At 50.0% G+C, this 20,236-nt stretch carries 20 protein-coding genes; 5 read left to right on the top strand and 15 right to left on the bottom strand.

Annotated elements, in window-relative coordinates:
• Positions 1–28: 28 nt before the first annotated feature.
• From Q8O77_RS00725 to zwf, 5 genes are read right to left on the bottom strand one after another with little or no spacing between them, the layout of a single operon-like run.
• Positions 29–676, bottom strand: a complete 648-nt coding sequence (locus Q8O77_RS00725; RefSeq protein ID WP_305550726.1) for a bifunctional 4-hydroxy-2-oxoglutarate aldolase/2-dehydro-3-deoxy-phosphogluconate aldolase — start codon at positions 674–676, stop codon at positions 29–31.
• A gap of 1 nt (position 677) precedes the next feature.
• The gene (locus Q8O77_RS00720) at positions 678–1,652 is read right to left on the bottom strand and encodes a glucokinase (RefSeq protein WP_305550725.1); all 975 of its coding nucleotides are present in this window, start codon (positions 1,650–1,652) and stop codon (positions 678–680) included.
• Positions 1,645–3,477 carry a phosphogluconate dehydratase gene (gene edd / locus Q8O77_RS00715; RefSeq protein ID WP_305550724.1) on the bottom strand — a complete coding sequence of 611 codons (1,833 nt, stop codon included), beginning with the start codon at positions 3,475–3,477 and terminating at the stop codon, positions 1,645–1,647. Before edd ends, Q8O77_RS00720 begins: the two co-directional genes overlap by 8 nt.
• 3 nt (positions 3,478–3,480) lie before the next feature.
• Complete coding sequence (gene pgl / locus Q8O77_RS00710; protein WP_305550723.1) at positions 3,481–4,179, bottom strand: 6-phosphogluconolactonase; 699 nt, start codon at positions 4,177–4,179, stop codon at positions 3,481–3,483.
• Positions 4,180–4,182: 3 nt separating this feature from the next.
• A complete protein-coding gene (zwf, locus tag Q8O77_RS00705; protein ID WP_305550722.1) occupies positions 4,183–5,652 on the bottom strand; it encodes a glucose-6-phosphate dehydrogenase in 1,470 nt (489 codons plus the stop codon).
• 255 nt (positions 5,653–5,907) lie between these two features.
• On the opposite strand from zwf, the gene Q8O77_RS00700 reads away from it, so the two are divergent.
• Positions 5,908–6,765, top strand: coding sequence for a MurR/RpiR family transcriptional regulator (locus Q8O77_RS00700; protein ID WP_173501355.1), 858 nt, complete (start codon positions 5,908–5,910; stop codon positions 6,763–6,765).
• 134 nt (positions 6,766–6,899) lie between these two features.
• Complete coding sequence (pyk, locus tag Q8O77_RS00695; protein ID WP_305550720.1) at positions 6,900–8,336, top strand: pyruvate kinase; 1,437 nt, start codon at positions 6,900–6,902, stop codon at positions 8,334–8,336.
• Between the two features lie 61 nt (positions 8,337–8,397).
• On the opposite strand, the gene Q8O77_RS00690 is transcribed toward pyk, so the two are convergent.
• Entirely contained in the window at positions 8,398–9,369 is a 972-nt protein-coding gene (locus Q8O77_RS00690) for a DMT family transporter (RefSeq protein WP_305550719.1), read from the bottom strand.
• Between the two features lie 212 nt (positions 9,370–9,581).
• Between Q8O77_RS00690 and Q8O77_RS00685 the strand changes: the two genes are divergently transcribed.
• The gene (locus tag Q8O77_RS00685) at positions 9,582–10,571 is read left to right on the top strand and encodes a 6-phosphofructokinase (RefSeq protein WP_305550718.1); all 990 of its coding nucleotides are present in this window, start codon (positions 9,582–9,584) and stop codon (positions 10,569–10,571) included.
• An 8-nt stretch (positions 10,572–10,579) separates the two neighbouring features.
• Here Q8O77_RS00685 and Q8O77_RS00680 read toward each other — a convergent pair whose 3' ends face one another.
• From Q8O77_RS00680 to Q8O77_RS00665, 4 genes are all read right to left on the bottom strand, one after another.
• Positions 10,580–11,398 (bottom strand): LytTR family DNA-binding domain-containing protein, encoded by an 819-nt coding sequence (locus tag Q8O77_RS00680; RefSeq protein ID WP_305550717.1) that lies wholly within the window; start codon positions 11,396–11,398, stop codon positions 10,580–10,582.
• On the bottom strand, positions 11,391–12,473 hold the full coding sequence (locus Q8O77_RS00675) for a sensor histidine kinase (RefSeq protein ID WP_305550716.1): 1,083 nt from the start codon (positions 12,471–12,473) through the stop codon (positions 11,391–11,393). Before Q8O77_RS00675 ends, Q8O77_RS00680 begins: the two co-directional genes overlap by 8 nt.
• Before the next feature lie 135 nt (positions 12,474–12,608).
• Positions 12,609–13,007: an acyl-CoA thioesterase gene (locus Q8O77_RS00670; RefSeq protein ID WP_305550714.1), complete on the bottom strand. Its 399-nt coding sequence runs from the start codon at positions 13,005–13,007 to the stop codon at positions 12,609–12,611.
• A gap of 129 nt (positions 13,008–13,136) precedes the next feature.
• On the bottom strand, positions 13,137–13,487 hold the full coding sequence (locus tag Q8O77_RS00665; RefSeq protein ID WP_305550712.1) for an HIT domain-containing protein: 351 nt from the start codon (positions 13,485–13,487) through the stop codon (positions 13,137–13,139).
• Positions 13,488–13,564: 77 nt separating this feature from the next.
• On the opposite strand from Q8O77_RS00665, the gene Q8O77_RS00660 reads away from it, so the two are divergent.
• Complete coding sequence (locus Q8O77_RS00660) at positions 13,565–15,343, top strand: M61 family metallopeptidase (RefSeq protein ID WP_305550710.1); 1,779 nt, start codon at positions 13,565–13,567, stop codon at positions 15,341–15,343.
• Here the strand turns inward: Q8O77_RS00660 and Q8O77_RS00655 are convergent.
• From Q8O77_RS00655 to Q8O77_RS00645, 3 genes are all read right to left on the bottom strand, one after another.
• Positions 15,340–16,152, bottom strand: coding sequence for a M23 family metallopeptidase (locus Q8O77_RS00655; protein WP_305550709.1), 813 nt, complete (start codon positions 16,150–16,152; stop codon positions 15,340–15,342). The two genes, Q8O77_RS00660 and Q8O77_RS00655, sit on opposite strands and share 4 nt — an antisense overlap.
• Positions 16,115–16,972, bottom strand: a complete 858-nt coding sequence (locus Q8O77_RS00650; protein ID WP_305550708.1) for a 6-carboxytetrahydropterin synthase — start codon at positions 16,970–16,972, stop codon at positions 16,115–16,117. Before Q8O77_RS00650 ends, Q8O77_RS00655 begins: the two co-directional genes overlap by 38 nt.
• 82 nt (positions 16,973–17,054) lie before the next feature.
• A complete protein-coding gene (locus tag Q8O77_RS00645; protein ID WP_305550707.1) occupies positions 17,055–17,312 on the bottom strand; it encodes a hypothetical protein in 258 nt (85 codons plus the stop codon).
• 145 nt (positions 17,313–17,457) lie between these two features.
• On the opposite strand from Q8O77_RS00645, the gene fabA reads away from it, so the two are divergent.
• Positions 17,458–17,970, top strand: a complete 513-nt coding sequence (fabA, locus tag Q8O77_RS00640; protein ID WP_305550706.1) for a bifunctional 3-hydroxydecanoyl-ACP dehydratase/trans-2-decenoyl-ACP isomerase — start codon at positions 17,458–17,460, stop codon at positions 17,968–17,970.
• A 98-nt stretch (positions 17,971–18,068) separates the two neighbouring features.
• On the opposite strand, the gene rmf is transcribed toward fabA, so the two are convergent.
• Positions 18,069–18,251, bottom strand: coding sequence for a ribosome modulation factor (gene rmf, locus Q8O77_RS00635; protein WP_068238104.1), 183 nt, complete (start codon positions 18,249–18,251; stop codon positions 18,069–18,071).
• A 262-nt stretch (positions 18,252–18,513) separates the two neighbouring features.
• Entirely contained in the window at positions 18,514–20,229 is a 1,716-nt protein-coding gene (locus tag Q8O77_RS00630) for a DUF3466 family protein (protein ID WP_305550705.1), read from the bottom strand.
• Positions 20,230–20,236 lie beyond the last annotated feature (7 nt).

The following is a 20,236-nucleotide window of genomic DNA, read 5'->3' as shown; positions in this document are numbered from 1 at the left end:
GTTTGTTAAATGGCAGCTGGCATTAAGCTCAGCCGTTGGCCTGCGCCACCGCCGTTTGGCATAACTGGGTGATCTTTGCCCAATCTTTTGCCGCTACCGCCTCATCCGGCACTATCCAGGAGCCACCGACGCATTTTACGTTGGGTAAGGCCAGATAGTCGCGAAAGTTGCTCTCGTTTATGCCGCCGGTGGGGCAAAAGCGGATATCAGCAAAAGGGCCGTGGATCGACTTTAATGTCTTAACCCCACCGGCGGCCTCTGCCGGGAAGAATTTAAAGTGGGTATAGCCAAGCCCGGTGCCTTCCATCAGCTCGGAAATGCTGGCAATGCCCGGGATCAGCGGAATAGCGGCATCTTTACCGGCTTGCAACAGCTCACGGGTTAAGCCCGGGCTGATAGCAAACTTAGCACCGGCATCGACAACCTGTTGTAACTGCGCCGCTGTGGTGACGGTGCCGGCGCCGACGATAGCATCGGGCACTTCCTGCGCCAGTAAGCGGATGGCATCCAGCGCTACCGGGGTACGCAGAGTAACTTCCAGTACCCTAATGCCGCCGGCCAGTAACGCCTTCGCCATAGGTACTGCATCCGCGAGGTCTTTGATAACAATCACCGGAACGACCGGACCTTGCGCAAACAGGGTGTCTGGTTGCAACTGCCAATTTTCAAATGCCATATTATTTACTCGCCAAAAATTGTTTCAGGTAAACTGCCGCACCCACTAACCCGGGCTGCTCTGCAGTAACGACATAGGTGGCGATCCGGCGATTAAATGCGCTAAACCGGCCTTTTGCTTCAAAACGCGCTCTGAACTCGCTTTGGCCAGCCAGAGGTAATAATTTCGGTGCTATACCGCCGGCAACATAAACGCCGCCAAAGGTGCTTAAGGTCAGCGCTAAGTTGCCTGCCACACTGCCCAAGGCGGCAAAAAACTGTTGCACGGTCGCAGTGGCCAGTGCCGACTCGCCGCTTAAGGCTTGTTGCGCGATAGCTGCTGCAGACAGCGGCTCTGCTACCTGACGGCGATAGAGCGCCAGGGCTTTATAAATGGCTTCAAGCCCGGGACCGGATAACAACCGCTCCGGCGATACATGGCCGTACTCTTTGGCCAGCATTTGCTGAATAAACCATTCCTGTTCGTTTTGCGCCGCCCAGTCAACATGGCCGCCTTCACCCGGCAGCGGAATAAACTGATCATTTACCGGCAGTAAATGCGCCACCCCCAGACCGGTACCGGCACCTAACACCGCCATCGGCAGGCCCGGTTGCGCTTCACCGCCACCCAGCTGCACTTTTTCTGTTGCACTTAGCGCCGGTAAACACATGGCCACGGCGGTAAAGTCGTTAATGACCTGCAATGCCTCTAAATCCAGTTGTTGTTGCATAGCGCGCACTGAGAAATGCCAGTGGAAATTGGTCATGCTGACTTCATCACCATTGACCGGACAGGCAATAGCAATAGCCACATGCTTAATGCCGGTGAGCTGATGTTGTTGGCGGTAATGTGCCAACGCATCCGCCAGGGTAGCAAACTCTGCACAGGGATAAACCGCAATCTGATCCAGTGCTAAGCTGGTCAAATTAACCCGGCTGAAACGGGCGTTGGTACCACCGATATCGGCAACAATAGCGTGGGTAGGCAACTTAGCCATGCAGGTGCTCCTCAGTGGTGAACAAGCTGCAGGCACCCTGCTCGGCCCCGGTTAACTGACTGCGCAGCGCGCCAAACATTTCGCGGCCCATACCATAATAGCTGCCGGCCATGTCCAGCGTAGCTACCTCTCGGGCAGCCATTTCGGCATCGGATACCAGCACTTCCAACCGGCCGGTGTTACCGTCTACCAGCATCATATCGCCGGTTTTTATCTTAGCGATATTGCCGCCGTCTACGGCCTCCGGCGTAACATGAATAGCGGCCGGCACTTTGCCCGAGGCACCGGACATACGCCCGTCGGTTACCAGTGCCACCTTGTAGCCCCGGTCCTGCAGCACGCCGAGCGGCGGCGTTAATTTATGCAGCTCCGGCATGCCACAGGCTTTAGGGCCCTGGAAGCGCACCACCACAATGCAGTCTTTATTCAGCTCACCGGCTTTAAAGGCGGCGTCTAATTCGTGCTGGCTGGAAAATACCACTGCAGGTGCTTTTACCACTTCGGTGCCTTCACGCAGCGCCGAGGTTTTAATTACGCCACGGCCGACATTACCGGACAATACTTCCAGGCCACCATGGTCTTTAAACGGTTTTTTCACTGTGGCCAACACATCAGGGTCTAATGAGCTTTGCGGTGCATCAACCCAAACCAGTTTACCATCCTGCATGACCGGCTGTTGCGTGTAACGGCGTAAGCCAGGCCCTGCTATTGTTTGAACATCTTCATGTAATAAGCCCGCATCCAGCAGTTCGCGGATCAGCAGTGCCATACCACCGGCATGTTGGAAATGATTAATATCAGCCTGGCCGTTGGGGTAAATCCGGGTTAGCAGCGGTGTGGCGGCCGATAACTCGGCAAAATCGTCCCAATTAACAATAAAGCCGGCAGCGCGAGCCATGGCAATTAAATGCATGGTGTGGTTGGTAGAGCCGCCGGTGGCCAGCAGGCCAACAATGCCGTTAACAATGGCTTTGGCATCCACCAGCTTACCTATCGGCAGATAATCAGTGCCTAAATCGGTTAAACGGGTAACCTGGCGTGCCGCGGCTTTGGTCAGCTCATCACGCAGCTCTGTGCCCGGGTTAACAAAAGATGAGCCGGGTAAATGCAGGCCCATAATTTCAACCACTAACTGGTTGGAGTTAGCCGTGCCATAGAAGGTACAGGTACCGGCAGAGTGATAAGACGCCGACTCAGCCGCCAGCAGCTCTTCTTTACCTACTTTACCCTCGGCATATAGCTGCCGTACCCGGGCTTTTTCTTTGTTCGGAATACCCGATGGCATAGGCCCTGCCGGCACAAACACAAAGGGCAAATGGCCAAAACTTAACGCCGCCATAAATAAACCGGGTACAATTTTATCGCAAATGCCCAGCATTAAGCCGCCATCAAACATATTATGCGATAAGCCAACGGCTGCCGACATAGCAATAATATCGCGGCTGAGTAAGCTCAGCTCCATGCCGGGTTGGCCCTGGGTTACGCCATCGCACATTGCCGGTACACCACCGGCAAATTGCGCCACGCTGCCGACATCCTGCACCGCTTGCTTAATAATAGCCGGGTAATGTTCATACGGCTGATGCGCCGACAGCATATCGTTGTATGACGACACTATGCCGATATTGGCTTTGGTCAGGCTGCGTAAATCGCCTTTATCCTGTTGATTACAGGCAGCAAAACCGTGCGCCAGATTGCCGCAGCTTAGTACGCCACGATGCGGGCCTTTTAATCTGGCCTGCTCTAAACGTTGTAAATAGATGTCGCGGCTGCGTTGGCTGCGGGCGATAATTCTGTCGGTTACTTTCTGAATCACAGGATCCATGATTTACCCCTGATGTTCGGTATACATCACTGCGACATGCGCCACAGGATGGTGTAAAAAGGCACGGATTGGCATGGCAGGCACATCTTGCCCGGCCATTGCTTTATTCAGTACCGCGAGTTTATTGGCACCAACCAGATGCAAAAACAGATGCCGGCTGTTTAATAGTCTGGGCAGGCTTAATGATATACGCTCGTAGGGCGCGGTTTCCGGCTGCACTGCCAACACGGCCGGAGCATCGGCTGCCAGTCCGGCTTGAATTTGCGCGCTGCAGGGAAATAACGACGCCGTATGGCCGTCTTCACCCATGCCCAGGATCACGGCATCAAAAGTAGGTAAACCGGCAATACGCGGCAACACTTGCGCTACGCCATCAAAGGCCGACGCCGTATCAGCATACAAGCTGATAAACTTTGCTGCTTTAGCGTTATGTTGTAATAACACTGCTTTTACCAGCCGTTCATTAGAATCGTTTTGCCTGTCATCCAGCCAACGATCGTCCGCCAGCAACACGGTAACTTTATCCCAGGCTAAATCGACCTGACTTAACGCAGTAAATAACGCCTGTGGTGTTTTACCGCCGGACACCACTAAATAAGCGGCACCGCGCTCGTTAATAGCCTGTCGTAAAATGGCCACCAGGCGGTTGGCAAATTCAGCGTTTAAAGTGCCGGTGTCGGTAAATTGGTTTAATTGCATCATGGCTTATTCTTCCCAGTTGCGCTCGTCACGTGCGAGCATGGAAATGGCAGCAACAGGGCCCCAACTGCCGGCCTGATACGTTTTCGGCGGCTCGTTGCTGGTTTTCCAGGCGTTCAGAATGCCGTCAACCCAGCTCCAGGCGTGCTCAACTTCATCACGACGCACAAACAAATATTGATTACCCAACATAGCTTCCAACAACAAACGCTCGTAAGCGTCGGCAATACGCTGCGATTTAAAGGTTTCGTCGAAGCTTAAATCCAGTTTACTTTCCTGCAGGCGCATATGTTCGCCCAGGCCAGGGATTTTATTCAGTACCTGAATTTCCACGCCTTCATCCGGTTGCAGACGAATAATCAGCTTATTCGCCGGCAGTTGGTTATAGGTCGCATGGAAAATATTGTGCGGCTGCGGTTTAAAGCAAATTACCACTTCGCTGAGCTTACCGGCCATACGCTTACCGGTACGCAGGTAAAACGGCACCCCGGCCCAACGCCAGTTATCAATATCCACCTTAATAGCGACAAAGGTTTCGGTTTTGCTGTTTGGCCGTGCACCCTCTTCTTCCAGGTAACCCGGTGCTGCCTTCCCGGCAACAAAGCCGCTGGCGTATTGGCCACGCACGGTTTTTTCCTGAATATTGCTGATATCAATACGGCGCAGCGCTTTGAGCACTTTTAACTTTTCATCACGAATGCTGTCGGCATCGAGCCTGGCCGGCGGTTCCATGGCAATTAAGGTTAATACCTGCAATAAATGATTTTGCACCATGTCACGCATTTGGCCGGCATCGTCGTAGTAGCTCCAACGACCTTCTACGCCCACTTCCTCAGCCACGGTGATCTGTACATGGTCTATCGAGTTATGGTCCCAGTTACCGGCAAAGATGGCGTTAGCAAAGCGCAGCGCCAACAGGTTAAGCACCGTTTCTTTACCCAGATAGTGGTCAATGCGGTAGATCTGGCTTTCTTTAAAGAACTCGGCCACCTGATCGTTAATTACCTTAGATGATGCTAAGTCATGGCCGATAGGTTTTTCCAGCACCACCCTTGCCGGCTCCTGTGCCAGCCCGGCAGCTGCCAGGCCTTTACATATAGCGCCGAACAGCGATGGTGGCGTGGCAAAATAACTTACCGGCACGCGCTGGTTAATATCGGTAACGGCGGTTAACTTGTGGTAATCCTGCTCATTGGCTAAATCCAGCTGCACATATACCAGCTTACTTTGCAGGCGCTGCCATACAGCGTTATCCAGCGGTTCTTTTAAAAATCTGTTCAGATTGGTCAGCACCAGCTCTACATAGGCTTCGGTGCTCATTTCATCGCGGGCAACACCAATAATACGTGACTGCGGACAGAGTAAATCTGCTTTTTCTAACTGATACATGGCGGGCAAAAGCTTACGCCTTGCCAGGTCACCCTTGGTACCAAACAGAATTAAGTCGCAGGCGGAATTTTGTGCTGTTGTCGTCATAACTGACCCTTGATTTAGATGTAATTTTACAACACTTTGGCCATACTAGCGCAGCATAACGGGGTTGTAAACCAGATATCTTGTAATTAAATTACATAACGCGTAATGTTTTGACTATTCTTATATAATAAGGCAGCCTTAGCAACGGATCTGTCGTTTTGTGGTAAATTTAATACTATTTTGACCACAAAGCCGTTGTATAACACCAAGCGTTACAGGTTGTATCAGGCCTAATTATAAGTCAGGAATTGCCGGATGAATGTGCTGGAAAAAATCGTCAATAGCGTAAACAGTTTTAGCAAGTCGGAACGTAAAGTTGCCGATGTTATTCTGGCCAACCCGCAAACCACTATTCACAGTAGTATAGCGGCCCTGGCGAAGATGGCGGATGTCAGCGAACCCACGGTTAACCGCTTCTGCCGCAGGCTGGACACCAAAGGCTTTCCTGATTTTAAGCTGCATTTAGCCCAAAGCCTGGCCAACGGCACGCCTTATGTAAACCGTCATGTTGAAGAAGAAGACGGCCCTGAAGCCTATACGGCAAAGATATTTGAATCCACCATGGCGGCGCTGGACACCGCCAGACAACGTGTTGATATTAATACCATTAATCGCGCAGTCGATGTACTTACCCAAGCAAAGAAAATTTCCTTTTTTGGCCTTGGCGCCTCGGCATCAGTGGCACACGATGCGCAAAATAAGTTTTTCCGCTTCAATGTGCCGGTAGTGTGTTTTGACGACATTGTGATGCAGCGCATGAGCGCGATTAACAGTGCTGAAGGCGACGTGGTAGTGTGTATCAGCCACACCGGCCGCACCAAGAACCTGTGTGATATCGCTGCAATAGCGCGGGAAAATGACGCTACCGTTATCGGTGTAACCGCCTATGACAGCCCGCTGGCCAAAGAGTGTACCCTGGTGCTGTCGTTGGATGTGCCGGAAGATACCGACATGTATATGCCGATGGCATCCCGCGTGGCACAACTGGTACTGATCGATATTCTGGCCACCGGCTTTACCCTGCGCCGTGGCACTAAGTTTCGCGAAAACCTGAAAAAAGTGAAAGACAGCCTGCGTGGCTCGCGCTTTGATAAGAAAGACTTCAATAACTAAGCTTGCGGTGCAGTTGTGGTTGCAACTGCACCAACCTGTAATTTTTCTTCGCCGCCTTGCTGTATTCTGTAATAAAATTACATTACACTTAAATGCATGTAAGACACCCTCTTTGTTATCAGCAGGAAAACACCATGCACAGAAGAACTAAAATTGTTGCCACCCTCGGCCCCGCCACCAGCACGCAAATTTCAATCGAAAAGTTGATCCAGGCCGGCGCGTCGGTATTTCGGTTAAACTTCTCGCATGGCAGTGCTGATGATCACCGCGAACGTGCCACCATGGTGCGCGCTGCTGCAGAAAAGCTCGGCGCCCACGTTGCTATACTCGGCGATTTACAAGGGCCGAAAATCCGTGTCTCTACCTTTAAAAACGGTGCCGTGCAGTTAGAAGAAGGCCAACCTTATGTGTTGGATGCCGAACTGGCCAAAGGCGAAGGTGATGAGCACCAGGTAGGTATTGATTACAAACAACTGCCACAAGATGTAGAACCAGGCGACTTATTGCTGCTGGACGATGGCCGCATTCAGCTGAGTGTTGATCGCGTAGAAGGTGCCCGTGTTTATACTACTGTTACGGTAGGCGGTAAGCTGAGTAACAATAAAGGCATTAACCGCCAGGGCGGCGGTTTAACAGCCCCTGCCCTGACCGAGAAAGACAAACGCGATATTATTACCGCTGCCGAGATTGATGTCGATTTTCTGGCAGTGTCTTTCCCGCGCTGTGGCGACGATTTACGTTTAGCCCGCGAGCTGGCGCAAGCTGCCGGTTCTGAAGCGCGCATTATGGCAAAAATTGAACGTGCTGAAGCCGTAGCAGACGACGAAACCCTGGATGACATTATCCGCGCCTCTGATGCGGTAATGGTTGCCCGTGGCGATTTAGGCGTAGAAATTGGCGATGCCGAGTTAGTTGGTCAGCAAAAACGCATTATTGCCCGCTCGCGTCAGTTAAACCGCGTGGTGATCACCGCGACCCAGATGATGGAAAGCATGATTGAAAGCCCGATGCCGACCCGTGCTGAGGTAATGGACGTGGCTAACGCCGTGTTGGACGGTACTGATGCAGTGATGCTGTCTGCTGAAACGGCCGCCGGTAAATACCCTACCGAAACCGTACGTGCTATGGCGCGGGTATGTGACGGCGCGGAAAAGCACCCCAGTGTGCAAATCTCCAAACACCGTATGGATGTTACCTTTACCGAGATCAGCGAAACCATCGCCTTATCGGCCATGTATGCCGCCAACCACCTGGAAGGCATTAAAGCCATTATTACGCTGACAGAGTCAGGCTATACCGCCAAGCTGATGTCACGTATTACTTCCCCACAGCCAATTTATGCCCTGTCACGCCACAGCAAAACACTGAACAAGATGGCGTTATACCGCGGCGTGTATCCGGCATTTTTTGACAGCACAGCGTTAGTTGGCCAATCCCTTGCTGATGCGGCTATTGAAGCTATCAAAGTAAAAGCCGGGTTGAAAAGCGGTGACCTGGTCATTATGACGCACGGCGATGTGATGGAAACCATAGGCGCATCTAACACCTGCAGAATTGTGCAGGTAAAATAAGCACTGCAACAATAAAAAAGGGCCTGTCAGGGCCCTTTTTTATTTGTCGCGATGTATGAACTCAAAATACGTCGCGCTGCAGCTTACGCACTTTTTGCGCTGCGCGGTATTGCACAAATTGCGGCGCCAGGGCGGTAAGCGCTGAGCCCAACACCACAAAGATGGCGCCAAGCCAGGACCACAGATTCAGCTGCTGCGGCACTAAAAAGCCCGGCAACAACCAGCCGATAACATTGGCGAATAAGATGGTAAATAACGGCGTTACTGCCAGTACTGCACTCACCTTCGATGCTTCCCAATGATGCAGCGCTTCGGCAAAGGCACCGTAAGCCACAACCGTATTTAAACAACAGAAAATCAGCAAAGCCCAATGCAGCTGGCTCATACTCTGTAGCGGCGAAAAATCCGACAGCGGTAAAAACGCGATGCTGCCGGCGACGTAGAGTAAGTACATAACTTGTTTTGAGCTGTAATGCACCAGCAATTGCTTTTGCGCCAACGCATAAGCGGCCCAGGTAACAGCGGCGGCAATAACTAACAACACACCGAGGGTTTCGCTACCGGCCTGCAGCACCAACAGCAGTAAGCGTTCGTTAAAAAACAGCAGCAACCCGGCGACCAGCGTCACCGCACCGATTTTTTGCCACAGCAACAAGCGTTCTTTAAAAATAACCACGCCGCCGAGCATCATCAGAAATGGCGCCAGCTGTATCACCACCTGGCCGGTTTCTGCACTAAGGTAATTTAAGCCGCTAAGGTACATAATGTAATTCGACAATAAGCCTGCCACCGCAATCAGCATTAACCAGGCCACTTTGCCGCGAAATAACACAGTGAGTGCCGGCAGCTTGCCGCGCAGGCCCAACCAAACACCAACCATCACCGCAGCGGCCAGAAAGCGGATCGCCGTTATGGTGTTGGCTGTTATCACATCCAGCAGTATTTTCAGCGCTATCGGTAAAATGCCCCATAACACTGCCGTGGTGAGCGCTAACAGCATACCAGCCAGGCTTTTACCTGTAATTTGATGCATTATGATCCCGATATAATTGACCGCTGGCAGCAATGCCGCTGTTCGCCGGTTACAATAGCGGCATTTTCGCTTATTTGTGCTGAACTTGTCGCGTTATATCAGTAACAGTTGCGACTAAATTACCACCGCTTGCGCTATATCAAACACCGACACTGACATCAGGCTCTATACTGAACGCAGTTTTTAGCTGAATACTGAACAAAGCACCCTGTATGATAAAACGCATTGGCATATTAACCTCCGGCGGCGATGCGCCGGGCATGAACGCTGCTATTCGCGCGGCAGTATTAACGGCTGCGGCGCACAATATCGACGTAATAGGTTTCCGCCATGGTTTTAACGGCTTACTCGAAGACGATTCACAAACCTTGTTGCCGCAACATGTGCAGCATATTATCCAGCAAGGCGGCACTATAATAAAAAGTGCCCGTTGCAAAGCGCTGCATACCGACGCCGGTGCCCGCCAGGCGGCAGATACACTGCACAGGTTACAGTTAGATGCGTTATTAATTATTGGCGGCGATGGCAGTTTCCGTGGCGCTTTAGCTATTGCGCCTTATTACCGCGGCCAGATCATCGGCGTGCCGGGCACTATAGATAATGATGTTGATGGCACCGATTTCACCATAGGTTTTGCCACGGCAATTGATACCGCGCTGGATGCGATAGACAAAATTCGTGATACTGCCGATGCGTTTGAGCGTATTTTTTTAGTCGAACTAATGGGCCGCCACTCCGGCTATATTGCACTCTCGGCCGGTATTGCCGCCGGCGCCGAGCAAATTATTTGCCCCGAGTTCGGTGCATTGCAGGCCAATGCGCTCAAAACGCTGATCACCCCCATTCAGCGTGCCCAGCTGCTACGCGGCAAAAGCAGCTACATTATGGTGGTAGCAGAGAACAGTTACCCGGGTGGCACCACAGCGCTGGCAGAGGCGCTCAGTTCAGCTTTGGGCATAGAATGCCGTGCCTGTATTTTGGGCCATATCCAACGCGGCGGCTCACCGGTTGGCGCCGACCGTATTTTGGCAACCAAATTAGGCGCTTTTGCTGTAGAACAACTGGTAGCGGGTGCACATTTAATGATGGCGGGAGAGATTAATCAACAGGCGTTATTGTACCCGCTGGCCCAAACCGGTGAGCGGAAAAAGCAGATCGACCCGTTTTTAGTACGCTGGCAACAGCAAATTGCCAGCGACTAAACGCCACATCAGTTACTGAAGACTTGTTTTACGCGGTCTTTATAGCTGCGGCTTACTTTTACTGACTGGCCATTGGTTAACATTAACTGATGCTCGCCGTTAGCCAGCATTTGCAGCTTGGCAATGGTATGCACGTTAACAATGGCTGAGCGGTGCACGCGGACAAACAGCCTTGGGTCCAGCTCCTGCTCCAGTTCTTTCATGGTGCGCCGCAGTATATGCGTCTGACCATCGCGGGTATGAATACACATATAGTCACCGGCGGCATCAACCCACTCGATAGCAGATACCGGTACCCGGGTAATTTCGCCGCTGTCTTTAATGCTGATAGCATCCGGAAAACGATCGTTTACTACCGGTTCGGCGTTATCCAGTCGTTGTAAAATATTACCGGCATCATCACCGGTCAGTTTGGCTACGGCCTCCGCTAACTGGCCTTTATGTTTTTGCGTATCCTGGGCTAAAAACAACTTCAGCACTTTCTCTACGGCTTGCCGTAGGCGCTCCGGTTCGACCGGCTTTAACACATAATCCAGTGCACTGACTTCAAAAGCATTAAACGCATAGTGATCATAAGCGGTAACGAACACGATATACGGCAAGGTTTGCTGCTGCGCCTGCAACTGTTTTAAGACGCTGAAACCGTCCATGCCGGGCATTTCGACATCCAGAAATACCAGATCCGGTTTATGTTGGCTGATACTTTCTATTGCTTGCTGACCGTTGCTGCATTCAGCAACCACATCCAGCTCGGGAAACTCTTTCAACCGCACCAACATCCCTTTACGGGCCAGCGGTTCGTCGTCAACTACTATTACCTTAAGCATGTTCCTGTTCCGTTTTTTCTAGTTGTAGTGGAATTCTTATATTTACTTTTAAACCACGCGGTTGGTTATGCGTTAAAACCAATGCAAAGTCATTATCGTAAAGCGCCGCAAGCCGCTCTTTGGTATTCACCAGGCCAACGCCGCTATCATTGCTTTTCGGCAGACCGTCATTAATGGTCATACCCGGGCCATTATCAGCTACTTCCAGCAATAAATCGTGACCAAATTTTTTCGCCGTAATGGCTATTTCGCCACCATTAATCTGGCTGGCTACCGCATACTTAATGGCATTTTCTATCAGCGGTTGCAGTATTAAGCTGGGTACCAAAGCTTGCTCGGTACCAGGCTCAATATCAAACACTATCGACAGTCGCTCAGAGAACCGTACCCGCTCAATTTCAAGATACAGCCGCGCAGCGTAAATCTCCTGCTCCAGCGCAACTTTGTTAATAGGATCTTTGTACAACGAATAGCGCAAAAAGTCACTAAGCCTGGTTACCATTTTATTGGCTGTGTCGGCTTCGTTGATCAAAACCAGGGTGGAAATGGCATTTAAGGTGTTAAACAAAAAGTGCGGGTTAAGCTGATAACGCAGCATTTTAAGCTGGGCTTCGTGCGCTTTATTGGTCGCAGTTAAGGATTTTTGTTTTTCCAACTGCAGTGTTTGATAGTACTTAATACCGAAATACAGCCCGCTCCAGCTTAAGATGACATAAAAGGCTACCGGTGTATCACGCACGTACTTTAGCCAGTCATCCGGCCTGGCGCCGTGGCGGTATATTTCCCAGTAATTAAAGTTTCGTACGGCGGTCCAGATTGCGGCAACTACAAATGCCAGCAGCAGCACGGTCAGCACCATTTTCCATGGTATCCAATGCCATACTTTTTGATAAGCGTAACGCAGCGGAATCGTAATAAGCCAGCCGATGTAAGAGTCGAGCGCAACCACAATCAGATAGGCGTCGCGGGTTTCCTGCACCAAAGAGCCCAGATAATTGACAATGGCAAAACCCAGCCAGCCCAGAGTATGCAGGATCCAGAACTGTCTGGTACGATCTTCAAATAACTTATACACCAATAAAACCTGCGCTACGGCCGGACAATGGCCCGATTATAACCAAATAACAGTAAAGTGCCCTGCTCACTGAGCGCATTTGTCCACGTGTTGATCGCATTATATCAGCGATACAGACCGGATAAACATGGCTAATTAACCGATGACAGGGGTTGGTTTACGATCCGGCCCCAGCGCTACAAAAGTAAAGCTGCCGGAAATGGCTTTATGCTGATCATCGTTGTACATATGCTCAACAAAGATATCGACATGCACGCGGATGCTGGTGCGCCCGACATGTTCCACTTTGGCTACCAGTTCAATAATAGTGCCGGCCGGAATAGACTCTTTAAAATCTACCCGGTCTGAACTGACAGTAACCAGCGGTTTGCGGCAAAACCGCGTTGCCGCGATAAAGGCAGCTTCGTCCATCCAGGCCAGCGCTTCGCCACCAAATAAGGTATTGTGATGGTTGGTTCTGCCGGGAAATACGGTTTTGGTTACCCGGGTAACCGCATGCTCCATCCGTTTGGCGATCAGGGCGTCATTATTCATATCTGTACTCTTCTGTACTGTTTAGTACTTTGCCGGTAAAGCTTCAGGACGCGGATTCTATAAGACTTGTCTGCAATTGCAACAGTATCGCAGAGAAATACGTATTCAACGCTGCCGTTACCGCTTCAGTTAGCGGCTTAACATCGGCCCCAACGCCCTGCCGCCAACCAAATGCAGGTGAATATGATATACCTCCTGGCCACCATGGGCATTGCAGTTCATGATCAAGCGATAGCCTTTGTCGGCAATACCATGCTCTGCTGCCAATTTACGCGCCACACTAAACAAACGGCCCAGTGCCGCCTCGTGTTGTGGCTCTACATCATTTACCGTTGGAATAAGCTGATTAGGAACCAGTAAAATATGCACCGGCGCTCTGGGGTGAATATCACGAAACGCCGTTACCAATTCATCCTGATATAAAATATCAGCATTGGCCTCGCGGCGGATAATTTTACTGAATACCGTTTCTACAGCCATGTCATTTTCCTTCGTCGGTTTTAGCGGCATAATAGCCAGCTTAATACGCCAAAGCACAGCAGGCAAAGAGAAATACTATGAAATCTGTGAAGTACCGGCTGGATATCAGCGATATCGGCGCACACCTGGTCAGCGTTAACCTGAGCTTTAAACCCGTTGATGCAATACATGAACTGGCGCTGCCGGCGTGGATCCCGGGCAGCTATATGATCCGTGATTTTGCCCGCAACATTGTTGCCATCAGTGCTGCAGACGACAGCGGGCCGCTGATACTGCAGCAAATGGATAAACAACGCTGGCAGTTGCACTGTAACAGCAGCACCGTCAGCGTAACTTATCAGCTATATGCTTATGATTTATCGGTGCGCGCAGCCTATATTGATGATGAGATCGCCGTGCTGAACCCTGCCAGCCTGTGCCTGAGTGTCAGCACGTTAGAGCAGTTGCCGCATCGGCTGCATATCAGCAAACCTAAGTCACACGTAACCAAAAACTGGCGGCTTGCTACCGGCTTAAATCGCGCTACCGACACTGATTTTCTTGGCTTTGGCGAATATCTGGCTACCAGCTATCAAAACCTTATCGACAGCCCGATACTGGCGGGCCATTTCCAGTTGGCAGAGTTCAGCATTGATGACATTACACACTACCTGGTGGTAACAGGCGACAACTTAACTGACTTACCGCGTTTTAGTCATGATGTGGAAAAAATTTGCCGCCAACAAGTAACAACCTTCGGCAGCCTGCCGGCCGATTTAACCAGCTATTGGTTTTTACTCTGGGTCACAGAAGATGGCTACGGTGGCCTGGAGCATCTCAATTCAACGCTATTGCTGTGCAGCCGCTTTGATTTACCGGCGCCGGGCCAGGCTGACACTGACGACAAGTATCAAAACCTGCTGGCACTTTGCAGCCACGAATATTTTCATACCTGGTGGGTTAAACGGTTAAAACCGGCCTGCTTCGCACAGTATCAGTTAGCAGCAGAGCAGTACACGCCACAGCTGTGGTTATACGAAGGTTTCACCTCCTACTACGATGACCTGGCGCTGGTGCGTGCCAGCTTAATTGACAGTAAAAGCTATATTAAAACGCTGGAAAAGACCATCTCAAGAGTCACGCGTAACCCAAGTGACACGCAACAAAGCCTGACTGACAGTAGTTTTACCGCCTGGACTAAGTTTTATAAGCAGGATGAAAATGCCGTTAATGCAGTGGTCAGTTACTACGCTAAAGGCGCCTTATTGGCACTGTGTCTGGATGCCTGGTTACGCCGCCACGGTGCCTGCCTTGATCAGGTTGTGCGTCAATTATGGCAGCAGTACCTGGTATCAGGTACACCGGATAATGCCTTACAACTGGTGCTGCAGCAACTGGGCTTTGCTGAACTAGCCGCCCTGACCGATGATTGGCTAACACAGGCCATTAGCCTGCCGCTGGCATCACTGTTACCGGCACTGGGGTTGCAGCTAACCTTGCGACCTATGCAACATGGCGATGATTTCGGTGGTGAGGCGACGGCGGATGCGCCGGCGTTTATCGGCGCCCAAACCAAGGTTGTTAATGGCCTGGTGCAGCTGACACAGGTTTATCATGGCGGTAGTGCGCATCAGGCCGGTTTAATGAGCGGAGATCAGCTGTTAGCGTTGGATGGCCGTAAAATAAGTGCCACCAGCCTGCCACAGCTGTTAAAACGCAGCAGAAACGGCGACAGCTTAACACTGCATTTTTATCGTAAAGACCGTTTATTGCAGAGCCAGCTAACGTTAAATGCCGCACCACAACAGGTTGCGGTGCTTACAGTTGCAGAACAAACATTGTGCGACGCCTGGCTACAACAAGTTCAGCCGCGTTAGTTTATAACCAAACCCGGTAGCAGGGCCGGATCCAACCGTTCCTGCTGCCAGTTAATACGCCAGTCCAGATGCGGCCCGGTAACACGGCCGGTGGCACCCACCTCTGCAATCTTCTGACCCTGCGTTATGCTTTGTCCCACGGCTACATCAAACTTACTTAAATGCATAAAGGTAGAGCTGATGCCAAAGCCATGATCCACTATCAATGTCAGGCCGGAATAATATAAATCTTCTGCCAGCAATACGGTGCCACCAAGCGGCGCTGTTACGGGAGCCCCCACCGGCGCAGCGACATCCAGGCCATAGTGCGGATTGCGCGGCTCACCGTTAAATACCCGTTGGCTGCCGTAAACTCCGGAAATACGGCCCTGTGCCGGCATTACCGGGGTAGCAAAAATGTACGGTAAGTCTGATATAGTTTCGCGAACTGCCCGCACCTGCAGGTTGTCGCGGCGAATACGCTCGGTAACCTCTGCCGGCGGTGTCACATATTTTTGTGCGACACCGTTAACATGCTGAACATCGTATTGCCGCGCAGTAAAGCTCAGCGTGGAAACATGCTCTTTCCCGTCCAGTACCACTTTAAGCTGATGCTCAAGTGGTGCGTCACGGCCAATACCAAACACAAAGCGGCCATCGCTGCTAAGTGGAAGCTCTGTTTGATTAAAAAACACTTTGCTGCCAAGCGGCGCTTTGCCGCGTACTAAACTGCCCTGGGTTAGCTGCCCTTCGAGCTGTGGTTGCGGTTGTGCTGCCAGTACAAAACTGACGCTAGCTAACAGCGATAGCGCCTTTGCCCACCCCTTCATATGCCACTACCTTATATTGTTTTGTGTTATCCAGCTGCTTTAGCTCAGCGGCGATGTAATCAGCCAAACACTCTACCGTGGTATCACAGGCCACAATTTCACAGTGCGCAGCCGGCATCGTTAACTCAAACCAGCCCTGGGCGGCCTGGTAGCGAAAACAATAATCGCCGTCACCTGCGCTCAGATGTTGTAATTCAGCCGGTGTGCAAATATCTTCAGTGCTGCCTAAATAAATGTCCTGCCAGCGCTCGCACCAGTATTTGTTTAACCGTGGCGCTAACATGCCATCGGTATAAATTTGGATAGTAGAGCGATGACCATGGGCAATACGCTGGCAATTACCGTCATGCTTCTTCAAACCATGGCTGTAGTGATAGTAAAAACTGTTGCTGGCCTCAGGCCGCAGAGTAAAAATCAACTGCTGTACATTGTCCGGCAGTAAAGGCGCAATTTGCTGCTGCAAAAATGCCGTGACGCTGTGCTCATTTATATCTTCGGCGCCAATAGCCACTATGGCCTGTGCCGGTGCCGCCATACTGATGCGCCCGCGTGCAGATTGAAAGTTTAAGCGCTGCAACTCAGCGCTGCTTTCCATGGTAAGGGCCGCAGATAGGGCCGGTACTGCCAGCTTATGATCTACCAGCTGATCTATTGCCTGCTTGATCACTTTTTTAACTTTGGCAAAATCCAACACCATCGAGGTTTGATCCAAACCGCCGTGCAGTTCTACATCAACAATATAGCTTTCACCCAACATACCGCGCTTGGCGCACAGGTAAGAAAAATCAATAACGGTTAGATCCCGTACAAACAAAATCATTAAAAGCTCTCTGGTTACTCAGCATACACTGGCGGCATTATAACGCTGAACACGCACCGGCAACACCTGCCGTGCGGATAAATCAACGCTTATGCTCGGTTAACCAGCTGTTTAAAATGCCCACCTGACCACATTTGTGTGCGGCGTACATCAAACGGATAGCATTACTGAGCAAGATGCTGTCGCTCCATTCGGTTTTCTTCTGGATCTCTTCATAGCAAGTTAACGCTTCCGGTGTCAGGTAGCCACGCAGCTCTTTTTTACCGGATTGTTTTTGCCGCTCACGATAACGCTGCTGTTTCTCAGCATTGGTCAGCGCTTTTCCACTGGAGTTGGTCATGATGTCACTCTTTGGCAATCATACTGTCATACACTTAACCGGTTGTCCGGTTTGCGCGTAAAAATAAGGCTTTACACAAATCGGACTTGTTTAGCGTACAAGTGTTCGCTAAAGTGGCCCGGTATTTTCACTGGATTAAACATACATGACTAAGAATAGCTTTACAAAAGAAGATTTAATCGCTTGTGCCAATGGCGAATTGTTTGGTGAAGGTAATAGCCAATTACCTTCTGACAATATGCTGATGATGGATCGCATAGTACATATTTCTGAAGAAGGTGGCTTATACGGCAAGGGGCAAATTATTGCTGAGCTGGATATAACACCGGACCTGTGGTTTTTCGCCTGTCACTTTAAAGGTGATCCGGTGATGCCCGGCTGTCTGGGACTGGATGCTATGTGGCAATTAGTCGGCTTCTTTTTGGGCTGGTGTGAAGGTCCGGGTAAAGGCCGCGCCCTGGGCGTTGGCGAGGTTAAGTTTACCGGTCAAATTCTGCCAACGGCGAAAAAAGTTACTTATACCATCAATATGAAGCGCGTGATTAAACGTAAACTGTTTATGGGTATTGCTGATGGTGTTGTCAGTGTGGATGGCCGCGATATTTATGCCGCAGAAGATTTAAAAGTCGGTTTATTTCAGGATACGTCCAGCTTCTGATGTAACTGCCCTAAAATGACAAAAGCCCCGCAGAGTAATCTTGCCGGGGCTTTTTTAATGCGGTAATTAACTACACAGAAAACTATTTGCCTATAAAACTATTGGCCTTTATTAAACAACCCAACGTTGCGATCTTCGATGGCCTCGCGCCAGCCTCCTAACCATTGTGAGCGCGTATCTAAACCTTGATAAGGGCAAATTTCTTTGGACCGTCCGGTTACACCGGCACGATAACCTTGAGCATGAGCACGTTCCAGACGATCACGTTTTTGTCTTTTCATACGGCAGTCTTCCTCAACTTTTTGTGTGATAAAAATAACCGCAACATGTCTTGCGGTTACTCTTTAATAGATAGCCCGGACTGCGCAAAGGTTCAATTTGAATACGGCAGATTAATTACTTGACAATGGCTAACAAACTGAACTTGTTTAAGATTTGATGACAGATTTATTTATATCTAATTACACTAACTCAGCGCTTTTTTATAGCTAAGTTCTACACATCAGCGACAGAGATAAAAAAAGCTGCCGAAGCAGCTTTTTGTCACACCTTAGTTTTACGCCACCAAAGCAAACCGGAGCTCAATACCAGCAGACTCCAGGGCAAAGAGCCACCTTTACGCTCGTACACTGTATCCTCTGTTGTGCAATTTTCAGCTTCACCATTGGCAACAGGTATTAGTTTCACGGCTATAACCACATCTTCTTCTATGGCATTACCGGCACTGTCTAATACTACGTCACCTAAAGCATCACGCTGTTCACGCTTAACCAAAGCAGTGGCCAAAATTTCCCCATTGTTGTTGATATCGTTTGCATCCACTATGGTGTAAGGTACATCGCAACCCAGCAAGGTATTTAGATCACGAAAGCTGTCTGTCGCAATATCATAGATAAAGCCATGCTTACGTCTCGTCGTCGTACCGGCTAACATAACCTCTGCCCTACCCACTACTTGATCAAGATCGTTTATGGCATTCGGCTCTGAGGCAGAGCTGGTAAAAAAATCTTGCGGGAATACGGTTTGCGCAGAACTATAATCGTGATAAAAAAACTTGTTGCGGTCTAACGAATTAATACGTTTTTTTGCGTAGCCAACAATAATATCGTTGTTATTCACTGCAACTGCATCGCTACTTGACCATTCCAACGGATCAATCAGCGGCAGCACCTGCCCTTCAGTGTACAAGCTGGCGTGTTCTGTACGAAAATTTCTGTCTGAGTCAGTATATATCGAATGTCCTACTGCCAGGCCATTGTTATTAACGTCATTTGCCTCACTAAAATAAGTGTTGCCGTTTACACCTTCACCATCAAAAGCAACACCGGTATTTTTATCACCCAGAAAACCAAATATTTCAGGTTCACCGATAGTACCATTGGCCTGCAATTGCCACACCATAGCTCTTTTGTGATAACTGCCATCTATCGCGTCGTTATACAAACAGTTATTTACCGGTGTATCTGAACCATCACAGGCTTCTTCTATCTCAGTCTGCTTATCTTCGTCCATACCACTACTGCCATAACCGGCAATTAAGCCGCTATCACTGATAGCTTTGGCTACTGTAAAACCACCACCCAGCTCCTGATAAGGTGCCGGAATCGTGCTTACCTGATTATTTTGCACTACCACACCTAACTGATGAGATAGTTCCGGTACCCAGACATCGACTGTTTCCGGTTCCGGTTCTTCATCTGTCACGGCTGGGGTAAAGCTTTGCAATGCAAAGGTGGTGCTTGCAGTACCCACCGCAACACCGGCATTATTAATATCGTATAAATATTCGCTGTTGCCGCGCTGTTGGGTGAGATCGCGCAGCGGCAAGTTTTGTAACATACCGTCTATAGTAGATACGTACCCCAACGAGTAACCTATGCGTTGGTTTGCGGGATTAAAACGCAGCAAAATGTTTAGTATAGAGGCATCAATATTACCGTTAATAGCATCAGCCAGCTGCTCGTCCGTTAATAAAGCAATCACGGCATTACTTTCAAAATCAATAACATCAAGATCCAACGGGAAATTAAAAGCCCCTAAACCATTACCGTTTACATTAGGAATGCCAAGGTTATTTAAAGGATTGTTTGTGCTGACAGCACCATTAACAACCACACTTCCGGCATCGTTTATTGCCGCAGCATAGGTAGACTTTACTTCGCTGACTTCACCAATCTCAACGACGCTGTACACTGCCGCTTGCACAGAACACAGACTTAACAGCGGCAATATCGCCAGGCTGATGCGTGATAACTTCATTCGGGGC

The organism is Rheinheimera sp., from assembly GCF_030690345.1.
GTDB lineage: Bacteria > Pseudomonadota > Gammaproteobacteria > Enterobacterales > Alteromonadaceae > Alishewanella.
This window is presented reverse-complemented; position numbering and strand designations above follow the sequence as displayed.

Bases quoted from the DNA above. Each gene is read 5' to 3' on its own strand.
- Q8O77_RS00660 (WP_305550710.1), top strand. From the start codon at position 13,565: ATGAAATCTGTGAAGTACCGGCTGGATATCAGCGATATCGGCGCACAC.
- Q8O77_RS00720 (WP_305550725.1), bottom strand. From the start codon at position 1,652: ATGGCTAAGTTGCCTACCCACGCTATTGTTGCCGATATCGGTGGTACC.
- zwf (WP_305550722.1), bottom strand. From the start codon at position 5,652: ATGACGACAACAGCACAAAATTCCGCCTGCGACTTAATTCTGTTTGGT.
- Q8O77_RS00670 (WP_305550714.1), bottom strand. From the start codon at position 13,007: ATGAATAATGACGCCCTGATCGCCAAACGGATGGAGCATGCGGTTACC.
- Q8O77_RS00630 (WP_305550705.1), bottom strand. From the start codon at position 20,229: ATGAAGTTATCACGCATCAGCCTGGCGATATTGCCGCTGTTAAGTCTG.
- Q8O77_RS00680 (WP_305550717.1), bottom strand. From the start codon at position 11,398: ATGCTTAAGGTAATAGTAGTTGACGACGAACCGCTGGCCCGTAAAGGG.
- Q8O77_RS00725 (WP_305550726.1), bottom strand. From the start codon at position 676: ATGGCATTTGAAAATTGGCAGTTGCAACCAGACACCCTGTTTGCGCAA.
- Q8O77_RS00685 (WP_305550718.1), top strand. From the start codon at position 9,582: ATGATAAAACGCATTGGCATATTAACCTCCGGCGGCGATGCGCCGGGC.
- pyk (WP_305550720.1), top strand. From the start codon at position 6,900: ATGCACAGAAGAACTAAAATTGTTGCCACCCTCGGCCCCGCCACCAGC.
- edd (WP_305550724.1), bottom strand. From the start codon at position 3,477: ATGGATCCTGTGATTCAGAAAGTAACCGACAGAATTATCGCCCGCAGC.
- Q8O77_RS00665 (WP_305550712.1), bottom strand. From the start codon at position 13,487: ATGGCTGTAGAAACGGTATTCAGTAAAATTATCCGCCGCGAGGCCAAT.
- fabA (WP_305550706.1), top strand. From the start codon at position 17,458: ATGACTAAGAATAGCTTTACAAAAGAAGATTTAATCGCTTGTGCCAAT.
- Q8O77_RS00645 (WP_305550707.1), bottom strand. From the start codon at position 17,312: ATGACCAACTCCAGTGGAAAAGCGCTGACCAATGCTGAGAAACAGCAG.
- Q8O77_RS00655 (WP_305550709.1), bottom strand. From the start codon at position 16,152: ATGAAGGGGTGGGCAAAGGCGCTATCGCTGTTAGCTAGCGTCAGTTTT.
- Q8O77_RS00690 (WP_305550719.1), bottom strand. From the start codon at position 9,369: ATGCATCAAATTACAGGTAAAAGCCTGGCTGGTATGCTGTTAGCGCTC.
- rmf (WP_068238104.1), bottom strand. From the start codon at position 18,251: ATGAAAAGACAAAAACGTGATCGTCTGGAACGTGCTCATGCTCAAGGT.
- Q8O77_RS00650 (WP_305550708.1), bottom strand. From the start codon at position 16,972: ATGATTTTGTTTGTACGGGATCTAACCGTTATTGATTTTTCTTACCTG.
- Q8O77_RS00700 (WP_173501355.1), top strand. From the start codon at position 5,908: ATGAATGTGCTGGAAAAAATCGTCAATAGCGTAAACAGTTTTAGCAAG.
- pgl (WP_305550723.1), bottom strand. From the start codon at position 4,179: ATGATGCAATTAAACCAATTTACCGACACCGGCACTTTAAACGCTGAA.